This window comes from Vibrio sp. Vb2960, from assembly GCF_033337665.1.
Taxonomy (GTDB): domain Bacteria; phylum Pseudomonadota; class Gammaproteobacteria; order Enterobacterales; family Vibrionaceae; genus Vibrio; species Vibrio alginolyticus.
Genome location: NZ_JAWORD010000022.1, coordinates 74,705 through 85,743, shown reverse-complemented (window position 1 = coordinate 85,743; position 11,039 = coordinate 74,705). Strand labels below are relative to the sequence as shown.

The window sequence follows — 11,039 nt, the reverse complement described above, 5'->3', positions numbered from 1 at the left end:
ATTGGCGCTGGACTAAACAAAGGCCCCCTTTTAGGGGGCTCACACAAAGCCACCTTCTTTAGAAGGTGGTAATTTACATCGATGAATCGTTAGTCATGCATGCCAAAGTCATTTAAATGGCCAACTTTCTTTCTCTTTTCGCCCTCAATTCCATGCTTTAAACATCAATTTTGCTCTGTAAAACAACCTATTCATATCTCTGGGGACAATAATTTTCAATTACTTGAAAGAATATCCTCAAACAAACGGTCCGCTCCTAAAATGACACCAAATTTGTCCTTTCTTCGTTTTGCTTCACATTGAGAGTAATTCTTTGAATCAATGAGTGATTCCGTTTGGGATTGGCATTGATAATAGAGAGAGATGAATTACTATCCTTGTAACAGAGCGGAACGACTTGCGAAAACGTCAATAGAAACGAAAGCAAGCACCAAAAGACATAACACGGAATAGATATGAAAAAGCTACTCAGCAGCATTGGCATTTTAGCCACGACTTTTGCGACACCTTCTTTTGCCGATTCATCAGTGAATAGCGAATGGCAAAAAATCGAACAACAAGCCGACGGGCAATCCGTCTACTTTCATGCTTGGGGCGGAAGCCAAGAAATTAATCGCTACATACAGTGGGCGAGTAGAGAGCTAAAATCACGTTATAACGTGACGCTAAACCACGTTAAAGTAACTGATATTTCTGAGACCACTACTCGACTTATCGCAGAAAAAGCGGCAGGCAAAAACAGCGGTGGCAGTGTTGATATGGTTTGGATCAATGGCGAAAACTTCAAATCAATGAAGGACAACCAATTGCTATTTGGTCCTTTTGTCGAAGGTTTGCCAAGCTGGCAATATGTGGATAAATCTCTACCAATTGATGTGGACTTCTCCGAGCCAACAGAAGGTCTAGAAGCACCTTGGGGAGTAGGACAATTAGTGTTTATCCATGACGAGCAAACCCTCCATAACCCTCCAAAATCATTCGCAGAAATGCTGAGCTATGCAAAAGCGTTCCCGAATCGCCTGACTTACCCTCGACCACCAGAGTTTCATGGCACAAGCTTTATCAAAGCATTACTCATTGAACTGTCTAACAACGCCCCTGAGCTGCAACAACCAGTTACCGATGACACGTTTGAGCAAGTCACTCAACCGCTGTGGTCTTATCTAGATGAGTTCCATAAAGTCGCTTGGCGCGGTGGTAAGCAGTTTCCAGGCGGTACAGCAGAAACCCTTCAGCTACTAGATGATGGTCAGACTGACCTGGCGATTACCTTTAACCCGAACGCGGTTTTCTCTGCGCAGTCGAGCGGTAATCTTGCAGAGAGCACCAAAGCGTACGCAATGGACGCAGGAGCACTCTCAAATATCCACTTTTTAGCGATTCCTTGGAACGCAAATGCCAGTGCTGGTGCACAAGTTGCGATAAACTTTTTATTGAGCCCTGAAGCACAGTCTCGCAAAGGTAACCTAAACATCTGGGGCGACCCTTCGGTACTAAGCAACCAATACCTAACTGGTTCAGCCAAAAACACTCAACAATTCAAATCTATCGCTGAGCCACATCCAAGTTGGCAAGCGGCGTTAGAAAAAGAATGGTTGAAACGCTACGGGAATTAGTAAGAATCCATGTTAAGAGCGCTGTATTTAGTCATTATCGCAGTTTGTATTTTGCCTACCATTCCGGGACTACTTGGAGTGGTGGTCTCTGCGCTCGGTTATGTACCTCCTATCGGTCTACACCACTTTTCTTTTGATGGCTTCAATGCCGTCTTTGATTGGGAAGGTGTTTGGACATCCATCGGGCTTACTTTCTACTCCGCCATTTTCAGTAGCTACTTGGCTTGCTTCATCACGTTTGCCATTCTACAGGCGTCTTGGGGCAGCAAGTTTTGGCGAAAAATTGAAGTTAGCCTTTCCCCACTTCTCGCGATGCCGCACGTCGCGTTTGCAATTGGCTTTGCGTTCTTGTTTGCCCCAACTGGTATGGGCGTTCGTGTTCTCAACCAACTGTTTGGTTACGACCCGAATGCACAAACGGTGAATGACTTAGCATTGCTGATTAAAGACCCACATGCACTCGGTTTGGTCATCATGCTTGCGATTAAAGAAGTGCCGTTTTTATTGTTGATGAGTATTCCGATCCTTCAGCAATTGAAAGTCGATAAGGTTGAAAAAGTCAGTCACTCGATGGGCTACAGTTCCGCGCAAACGTGGTGGAAATGCGTATTTCCGCAATGGTTAGCAAAACTTCGTTTCCCAATGCTGGCGGTATTGGCTTACAGTTTGTCCGTTGTCGATGTCGCCCTGATTATTGGCCCTACCAACCCACCGACGTTCGCGGTTTTGGTATGGCAATGGTTTAACGATCCAGATTTATCGCTCCTACCAAGAGCTGCCGCTGGCGCAGTAATACTGTTTGCGATCGCTAGCGTTTTGATTGGATTTGCACGCTTAATGGAATGGTGTATTACCAAAGGCTTCAAACGCTGGCAGTACTCTGGTCGAAACGGGTTTCGTTTACCCGGTAAAACCCTATTTTCACTGATTGCTCTACTTGCACTTCTAATGATTCCACTCATGGTGCTGTGGAGCTTTGCCCAACGTTGGCGCTTTCCAGATTTGCTCCCAAGCCGTTACAGCCTGCGTTTTTGGGAATACGAATGGCACAGTATTCTAGGGACTCTAGAACAAAGTATGTCAATCGCCCTAATCAGCGCGACTGTCGCGCTAGTTCTTGCTTTAATAGCACATGAGTATCGTCTCCGTTATCGCTGGCAGGTGCCCGGTTACATCATCGCCATCCCGATGCTGATTCCTCAGCTATCCGTGCTATTCGGTATGCAAGTGGTAACACTGTACTTAAACAGTAACGCGTATTTCTTTTGGGTATGCTGGGCGCATGTATTCTTTGCGTTCCCATTTATTTACCTCTCGCTAGACGGTCCGTGGCGCAGCTTCGACAATGGGTTAACTCGTGTCGCTCTCAGCTTGGGTAAATCACCGATGCAAGCTTGGTTAAAAGTGAAACTACCAATCCTCCTGCCTGCGATTGCATTCGCATGGGCTATCGGTATTAGCGTAAGTCTGGCGCAATACCTGCCGACATTGGTGCTAGGGGCTGGGCGCATTAGCACCATCACAACCGAAGCCGTTGCGCTATCCAGTGGTTTTGACCGACGTGTCACCGCGATTTACGCCATTTGGCAAGCACTCTTGCCGTTCTTGTTCTTCTCTTTTGCGATACTACTAAGCCGCTTACACATGAAGTATCGCCGCTTGTCTATAAAAGGTTTACTACTGAATGAGTCTTTGTCTCGAAAACCTCGCCATCCGTAAAGCCAATGGCGACACGCTTTTTTCAGCGTTCAACATGACTGTAGAGAAAGGTGAAATTGTTACTCTGATGGGACCAAGTGGTTGTGGTAAATCCACTTTGTTGGATGCCATTGCCGGGCACCTATCCGCCGAGTTCAACTACTCTGGATCCATTACGCTTGATAACGAAAAGTTGGATGCCCTCCCTGCCCATAAGCGTCAGGTCGGTATTCTATTCCAAGAAGATTTGCTCTTCCCTCATTTAACGGTGTGGGAGAACCTTGCCTTCGCGCTACCAAACTCAATCAAAGGTGAAGAGCGTAAAGCTCACGCTATGCAAGCGCTGAAGAACATTTCATTGACCAAACTAGCAGAGTCCTTTCCTGACCAAATTTCGGGAGGGCAACGCGCCCGTATTTCATTGACTCGTATGCTGCTAGCAAAGCCGAAAGTTGCGCTACTTGATGAGCCCTATAGCAAGCTGGATAAAGACCTGCGCGTGCAATTTCGCAATTGGGTGGTCGAACAATTGCAGCAAGCGAACATCCCTACTTTGATGGTAACGCACGATGAAGACGATATTCCTGATGGCAGCAGCTGCCTAAACTGGCCGTGGGAGACAAATCATGCTTGATAGCCTGAGTATAAAGCTCATCCGCAAACCGCTGGCACTCAGTGCGAAATATCTCGATAAATGTGGTATCACTGCAAATCAGACGACAGTGTTTGGTTTTGTACTTGGCTGTTTTGCCCTGCCGGCTTTGATCACCGAACAGTACTTGTTGGCGTTGCTGTTTATTTTGCTGAACAGAATCTGTGATGGGTTAGACGGTGCACTGGCGAGGATTCAAGGCATTACCGATGCGGGTGGTTTTCTTGATATCAGCTTAGATTTTTTGTTCTATTCGTTGATTCCTTTTGGCTTTGTGCTTGCCAACCCAGAGCACAATGCCGTTGCAGGCGCATTTTTGATTTTTTCCTTCATCGGCACTGGTAGTAGCTTTTTGGCTTTTGCCATCATGGCAGGAAAACAAGGCATCGATAATCCGGTATATAAAAACAAATCGCTTTACTACATGAGCGGCTTAACCGAAGGTACAGAAACCATTGGCTGCTTGGTTTTATTTTGTTTGCTACCGCAACACTTTGCCGTCATCGCGTATATCTTTGGCGCGGCATGCTGGTTTACTACTTTTACACGTATTTATTCAGGGTTTCATACGCTTAACGATCATTAATACTGCTTAGACAATCGCGTTTCCTTAAGGGACAGGCCGCTAAGCCACTGTTTTATAAAGCACCAAAACGCAGGTTAAATTGGGGTATATACTCTTTGAATGAAGAAACCATTCGGAGGCTATATGAAAAAACAGATCAATTTAGGCATGTTGCTCACCATTACTTGTGCGCTCGTGCTTGGCGGCTGTAGCTCACCTAACCCGTACGGAGATGCATACGGCTCATCCGACACTCGCAAAGTTCAGCAGGTTTACTACGGCACAGTAGAAAAAGTAGAACCCGTAACCATTGATGCCTCTACCCAATCCAATGCCATTGGCACCATCGCTGGTGCTGCCGTGGGCGGGATCTTAGGCTCAAAAGTTGGGGGCGGTTCTGGCTCGGATATCGCTGCCATTGGTGGTGGTCTATTGGGTGGCTATGCAGGCAGCAAAGCGGCTGAAGCAACCGCGAAAAGAAATGGCGTGAATCTGACCATTCGTTTAGAGGACGGAAAGATTATCTCTATTGTTCAAGAAGCAAATCCAAACATGATTTTCCAACCAGGCCAAGCGGTCCAAATCAATGTTTCTGGTAATGACGCTAGAGTCGTTCCTCGTTAATTCGGACGAACCAAACCTTTGGCCTGCTTTAATTCAAACACCTAACCCGCGCAAGCTTACATCACTGGCTTGTTAACTTGCGCGTTTCTTTTCGTATCAAACTTGATCGTCGTCAATGGAACATCAATCTCCCACACCTTTCGATGTTCAAATGACATCAAGTTGCTAGCATGAGCCCATTCCAGATAACTTTGAGCTTGTTATGACTCCGACTGTTGACCACGTACTCCTTAATATCGCGCTAAACCTCAGCTCAAATCGCTCTCACGAGCAGCAATATCAAAATCTCATTGATGGGGTCGCGCAAGTATTCCCATGTGATGCGAGCTGCCTGTTTATCTTCGATGAGGATGGTTTTCTAACTCCTGTCGCGGTAAAAGGCTTATCCAGCTCGGTCTTAGGTCGTCGCTATTTCCCCAAGGCGCACCCTCGCTTAGATGCCATTATTCATAGCCGTGAACCGGTGCGTTTCGATGCCGATTGTTCACTGCCGGATCCTTTCGACGGCACACTATTAACTGAAGACCAATGCATTGATGTTCACGATTGCATGGGCTTTAGCTTGTATGTCGAAGGCCAACTTGTTGGCGCACTAACGATGGATGCACTAACGGTGGGCGCGTTTGATGGCATCGATCCTGTCGCTATCGAAACCTTTGCGGCTTTGACCGCTGCGACATTGCGTAACATTGCTCAGTTAAAAGCGCTCAAAGCGCAAAACCAGAAGCAAAAAAGCGTCACTCAAACCCTTATCCAGCAAGCCCGTTCTCAACATGGCGAAATGGTGGGTTTGAGTCCACAGATCAACCAGTTACGAAACAACATTGCGACTGTTGCTCAATCAGATTACGCAGTACTTATCACAGGAGAGACCGGTACTGGTAAAGAACTGGTCGCGCACTCGGTACACGCGCAATCTCATCGTAGCGATAAGCCGATGATTTACGTCAACTGTGCGGCCCTGCCTGAAGGTCTGGCTGAGAGTGAACTGTTTGGCCATGTCAAAGGCGCATTTACAGGTGCTAATAGCCACCGTGCCGGTAAGTTTGAACTGGCAGACGGTGGAACGATTTTCCTTGATGAAGTGGGCGAACTGCCTATGATTTTGCAAGCAAAATTGCTGCGCGTAATTCAGCAAGGCGAGCTGCAACGTGTGGGTAGCGATCAGCATTTGATGGTCAATGTGCGCATCATCGCCGCGACCAATCGACAATTAGAAAAAGAGGTCGAAGCTGGCACGTTTCGAGCAGACCTTTTCCACCGTTTAAACGTATTCCCAATCCAAGTTCCCCCACTTCGTGCCCGTGACGGTGATATTCCCGTTTTAGCCGGATATCTGTTAGAAAAGGTACGCCAACAATTTAATGCGCCCAATCTTCACGTTCACCCTAAAGTGTTGACTCAACTGGAGTCTTTACCTTGGTACGGAAACGTACGCGAGCTCGAACACACTTTAACTCGCGCGGCTTTACACGCCATTCAACAAGGTGCAAGCACGATCATGCTTAACCATTTTGACACCTCACTGGCTCTCGATGATGTAAAAAACACATCGCATTATCTGCCTAAAGAAAGCCAACCAATGCGAGAGCTAATAGAAAGCTATCAACGTGATTTAATTGAACATGCTTTGAGCCAAACTGGTGGCGTTTGGGCAAAAGCAGCGGAGTTTTTACAAATGGATCGCGGGAACTTATATCGGATGGGTAAAAAGCTCGGGATCAATAAATAACCAACCACAAGAAGCTGATGTAATTAAGACATCATTTACGTTGTCTTAATTACATCACTCGCCCTATCAAAAACAAATAAAATCATTAAAAATCAACAAGATAATAATTGGCACACATTCTGCTCTCTAGTGGTCAACATCACGACTATTAAAACAATCACTGGAGAACCCAATATGTTCTGTATTCAATGTGAACAGACAATTCAAACCCCTGCTGTTAAAGGTTGTTCTTTTGCACAAGGCATGTGTGGCAAAACTTCTGAAGTATCAGACCTACAAGACGTGTTGGTTTACACACTGCAAGGGGTTTCTTTTTGGGCATCAAAAGCACTTGAATTCAACATCATTAACGATGAAATCAACCAATGGGCACCCAAGGCATTTTTCTCTACATTGACGAACGTTAACTTCGACCCTGAACGCATCCTAGAGTTAACTTCTCAAGCCGCAACGTACAAAGCATTGTTAAAAGAGCAAGTAATGTCTGCTGCAACACTCGCCGATACCGAAGTTGCTGACATCCCTGTTGTTGCTCACTTTGAGCTACCAAATAGCGCAGAAGCAATCTTAGCTTTTGCTCCTCAAGTCGCGGTGAACCGTGGTAAGGACCAAGTACATGAAGATGTTATTGGCCTACGCCTACTTTGCCTATACGGACTTAAAGGTGCAGCCGCGTACATGGAGCACGCACGTGTTCTTGAGCAAACCAACAACGATATCTATGCCGAATACCATGAAATCATGGCGTGGTTGGGCACAGACCCTGAAGATCTCGGCGAACTACTTGATTGCTCAATGCGCATCGGCCTGATGAACTACAAAGTGATGGAAATGCTCGACCAAGGTGAAACAATGACCTTCGGCCATCCAGAACCAACCACGGTGAACGTCAAGCCAGTAAAAGGTAAATGTATTCTTGTTTCTGGCCATGATTTGCATGACCTAGAAAAAATCCTGCAACAGACCGAAGGCAAAGGCATTAACGTTTACACCAATGGTGAAATGCTGCCTGCACACGGCTACCCTGAGCTGAAGAAATACTCTCATCTTGTCGGTAACTACGGCAGCGCATGGCAAAACCAGCAGAAAGAATTCGCCAACTTCCCTGGTGCAATCGTAATGACGTCAAACTGCTTGTTGAATCCAAATGTGGGTCAATACGCAGACCGTTTATTCACTCGTAGTATTGTTGGCTGGCCTGGTGTGGCTCACATCGAAGGCGATGATTTTAGCCAAGTGATTGAATGTGCTCTAGCGCAAGACGGTTTCCAACACGATGAAATCGAACACCACATCACGGTTGGTTTTGGTCGCAATGCACTGATGAACGCCGCCCCTGCGGTTATCGACCAAGTGAAGCAAGGCAACATCAAACACTTCTTCCTAGTCGGCGGTTGTGATGGTGATAAAGCGGAACGTAGCTACTACACCGATTTTACGGCTGAAGCACCAGAAGACACGCTAATCCTGACCTTGGCGTGTGGTAAGTTCCGCTTCAACAAGAATACGTTTGGCGATATCAACGGCATTCCTCGCCTATTGGATGTGGGCCAATGTAACGATGCTTACTCTGCAATCCAGCTTGCACTTGCACTGGCGAAAGAGTTTGACTGTGACATCAATGAACTGCCACTCACGCTTGTGCTTTCTTGGTTCGAGCAAAAAGCGATCGTTATCTTGCTAACGCTATTTGCATTGGGCGTGAAAGGCATTTACACAGGCCCTACTGCACCGGCATTCCTAACGCCAAACCTAATCGCCATCATCCAAGAGAAGTTCGATATGCGCAGTATTGGCAATGTTCAGGATGATCTAAAAGCCATCCTAGCAGCTTAATAAACTTGCTTGTTACGCGCCTCCTTACGCGGAGGCGCTATCTATTTCGAACCAAAAATAGCCACAACCAAAGAGATTGTTATGTTTTTTGAATGGCAAGGTAACCAACCCGTCACACTCCGTTGCATCGACAAATACTTCGAAACACACGACACCGTCAGCATAAAATTGGCCGAACTAACCGAATCACTTCTGTTTCAGTTTAAGCCTGGCCAGTTTATTAACTTGGGCGTCGAAATTGATGGAAAAATGGAGTTTCGTGCCTATTCAATCAGCTCGATCAATGAAGACGATCACCTTCAACTCACCATCAAACGAGTATCTGGCGGTAAAGTATCGAACTACATCGTTGACTCGCTGCTGCTCGGTGATACTGTTCAAGCATTACCACCAGCAGGCGAATTTAACTGCATCGACCATCCACCCGTGTTACGTGATGGCGAAACAAAAGCCTTGCTTATCAGTGCAGGTTGCGGCGTCACGCCCGTATTTTCGATGGCAAAGCACTGGCTGAGTAATCAAGATGAAAACGACAACGATGTGGACATCGCATTTCTTCATATTGCACGCAGCCCAGAAGAGACGATTTACTACGATCAGCTAGAAACGTTAGACGCTGTGTATCCCAACTTCAATTTAAAGTTGTTGCTGAAAAACCGCGAAGGAACATCGCATCCACAAGGTCGTTTGAATGCCGACTGGCTTAAAGAGCTTGTTCCTGATTTCAAACAGCGCACCGTTTACCTGTGTGGTCCAAGCCAGTTTATGCAAGATGTTCACGGCTATTTGAATGACCTTGGTTTTGACATGACGAACTTCTACCAAGAGAGTTTTACGCCAGCGACTGGCGCAGAATCATCGGTCTCCGATGAGACGGTTAACGTTTCTGTTCCTGATTTTGCTCAAAGCATCGATGCGCAAAAAGGTCAGGTACTGGCCGATGTGCTTGAAGGCGCAGGTTTACCATTAATCGTCGCTTGTCGAAGCGGGATTTGTGGCTCGTGTAAATGCAAGGTTCGTAAAGGCAACGTCTCTTCCACCAGCCTAGAAACATTGACGCAAGAAGAAATTGAACAAGGCTATGTGCTCGCCTGCTCATCAACCATCGAAGCGGATCTTGAAGTGCAGATCGGTTAATGCTGCTGGTATCGATCTTTTATTGTTTCCCGTCATTGCGACGAGCCTAGGCGAGGTCAGGAATCTAATATCAGCGTGTTAGGAATAACTCACTCTGATAATAGACTCTGAATCACACTCGCGTCTCGCTATTCAGATTGACGGGGTATCGCGGAGATGCCAGCCGTACTCAAACGGCTGGTATTATAGATAGGTACAACTTTCGTTTCGTCGTCATTGCTTCTGGCTAAACAGCAACACTTTCAATGCTGCTTCGCTGTCTACGTCCATAAACTCTGGTGGGTTATCCAGACGCTCACGGAATGTCAACTCTGGCGCTTCTTCTTTCATGCTTTCAATCAAGAAGTCGCTTGTCACAGATGGTGAGTTCACACATGCCATCACTTGACCGCCTTCTGCCAACAAATCCGGCAATCGACGTAGAATCTTTTTGTAGTCTTTAGTCAGCGCAAAGCTGCCTTTCTGGAATGAAGGCGGATCGATAATGATCAAATCATACTGACCAGATTTCTTAATCTTACCCCAAGATTTAAAGATATCGTGCCCCATAAAGCTTACCTGGTTGATGTTATGACCATTTAGCTTGTGGTTCTCACGACCTTTAGACAGCGACGCTTTCGCCATGTCGACGTTAACCACTTTATCTGCGCCACCCGCAATGGCAGCGACAGAAAAGCCACAGGTGTAAGCAAACAAGTTAAGCACGTTTTTATACTTCGCATTTTCCCGTACCCAATCACGACCGTAGCGCATGTCCAAAAACAGACCGAAGTTTTGGTTGCGACCAATATCCAATTGGTATTTCAAACCGCTTTCTTCAACGACAGGGCGAGCATCTAATTCACCGACAAGCACTTCTGAAGGCGCACCATCGGCATAACGGTGCTGAAGAACCATAGTACGACCTTGCTTGTCTGCCCACAGTGGTGATTGTACCAACGCATTGAGGCCGCTTTTCAGCTCAGCGAGAAACACGTCGTCGACTTCTTTAAACAAGTTGATGATCAACTGACCTTGTAACCAGTCACAGGTGATTTGCTCTAGGCCCTCAAAACGACGACCACGACCATGAAACAGTCGACGAATTTCATTCGGAGCTTGCGCTAGCTCGGTTTCTAGATGCTGAAAAAACAGCGGAAGTTGTGATGCTTGCATCGAGTTCTCTTATTAGTTTTCTTT

The 11,039-nt window shown here is 46.4% G+C and carries 9 protein-coding genes; 8 read left to right on the top strand and 1 reads right to left on the bottom strand.

Annotated features, from left to right (window positions below):
- The first annotated feature begins 455 nt into the window (after positions 1-455).
- The 8 genes from R7O03_RS18195 (at position 456) to R7O03_RS18160 (ending at position 9,860) form a co-directional block, all read left to right on the top strand.
- Complete coding sequence (locus tag R7O03_RS18195) at positions 456-1,616, top strand: ABC transporter substrate-binding protein (RefSeq protein WP_042522009.1); 1,161 nt, start codon at positions 456-458, stop codon at positions 1,614-1,616.
- A 9-nt stretch (positions 1,617-1,625) separates the two neighbouring features.
- Positions 1,626-3,335 carry an ABC transporter permease gene (locus R7O03_RS18190; protein ID WP_053307431.1) on the top strand — a complete coding sequence of 570 codons (1,710 nt, stop codon included), beginning with the start codon at positions 1,626-1,628 and terminating at the stop codon, positions 3,333-3,335.
- Positions 3,301-3,948 (top strand): ATP-binding cassette domain-containing protein, encoded by a 648-nt coding sequence (locus tag R7O03_RS18185; protein ID WP_318131923.1) that lies wholly within the window; start codon positions 3,301-3,303, stop codon positions 3,946-3,948. The genes R7O03_RS18190 and R7O03_RS18185 overlap by 35 nt, the downstream gene beginning before the upstream one ends.
- Positions 3,941-4,552 (top strand): CDP-alcohol phosphatidyltransferase family protein, encoded by a 612-nt coding sequence (locus tag R7O03_RS18180; RefSeq protein ID WP_042522015.1) that lies wholly within the window; start codon positions 3,941-3,943, stop codon positions 4,550-4,552. Before R7O03_RS18185 ends, R7O03_RS18180 begins: the two co-directional genes overlap by 8 nt.
- Before the next feature lie 123 nt (positions 4,553-4,675).
- Positions 4,676-5,155: a glycine zipper 2TM domain-containing protein gene (locus tag R7O03_RS18175; protein ID WP_005386695.1), complete on the top strand. Its 480-nt coding sequence runs from the start codon at positions 4,676-4,678 to the stop codon at positions 5,153-5,155.
- A gap of 202 nt (positions 5,156-5,357) precedes the next feature.
- Entirely contained in the window at positions 5,358-6,887 is a 1,530-nt protein-coding gene (gene norR, locus R7O03_RS18170) for a nitric oxide reductase transcriptional regulator NorR (RefSeq protein WP_053349518.1), read from the top strand.
- Positions 6,888-7,061: 174 nt separating this feature from the next.
- Positions 7,062-8,723, top strand: coding sequence for a hydroxylamine reductase (gene hcp / locus R7O03_RS18165; RefSeq protein ID WP_138939981.1), 1,662 nt, complete (start codon positions 7,062-7,064; stop codon positions 8,721-8,723).
- Positions 8,724-8,804: 81 nt separating this feature from the next.
- Positions 8,805-9,860 carry a hybrid-cluster NAD(P)-dependent oxidoreductase gene (locus tag R7O03_RS18160; protein WP_167415134.1) on the top strand — a complete coding sequence of 352 codons (1,056 nt, stop codon included), beginning with the start codon at positions 8,805-8,807 and terminating at the stop codon, positions 9,858-9,860.
- A 213-nt stretch (positions 9,861-10,073) separates the two neighbouring features.
- Here the strand turns inward: R7O03_RS18160 and R7O03_RS18155 are convergent, their stop codons facing one another.
- Positions 10,074-11,015, bottom strand: a complete 942-nt coding sequence (locus R7O03_RS18155) for a class I SAM-dependent methyltransferase (protein WP_318131922.1) — start codon at positions 11,013-11,015, stop codon at positions 10,074-10,076.
- Positions 11,016-11,039: the final 24 nt, after the last annotated feature.

Bases quoted from the DNA above. Each gene is read 5' to 3' on its own strand.
- R7O03_RS18195 (WP_042522009.1), top strand. From the start codon at position 456: ATGAAAAAGCTACTCAGCAGCATTGGCATTTTAGCCACGACTTTTGCG.
- R7O03_RS18175 (WP_005386695.1), top strand. From the start codon at position 4,676: ATGAAAAAACAGATCAATTTAGGCATGTTGCTCACCATTACTTGTGCG.
- R7O03_RS18160 (WP_167415134.1), top strand. From the start codon at position 8,805: ATGTTTTTTGAATGGCAAGGTAACCAACCCGTCACACTCCGTTGCATC.
- R7O03_RS18185 (WP_318131923.1), top strand. From the start codon at position 3,301: ATGAGTCTTTGTCTCGAAAACCTCGCCATCCGTAAAGCCAATGGCGAC.
- hcp (WP_138939981.1), top strand. From the start codon at position 7,062: ATGTTCTGTATTCAATGTGAACAGACAATTCAAACCCCTGCTGTTAAA.
- R7O03_RS18155 (WP_318131922.1), bottom strand. From the start codon at position 11,015: ATGCAAGCATCACAACTTCCGCTGTTTTTTCAGCATCTAGAAACCGAG.
- R7O03_RS18190 (WP_053307431.1), top strand. From the start codon at position 1,626: ATGTTAAGAGCGCTGTATTTAGTCATTATCGCAGTTTGTATTTTGCCT.
- R7O03_RS18180 (WP_042522015.1), top strand. From the start codon at position 3,941: ATGCTTGATAGCCTGAGTATAAAGCTCATCCGCAAACCGCTGGCACTC.
- norR (WP_053349518.1), top strand. From the start codon at position 5,358: ATGACTCCGACTGTTGACCACGTACTCCTTAATATCGCGCTAAACCTC.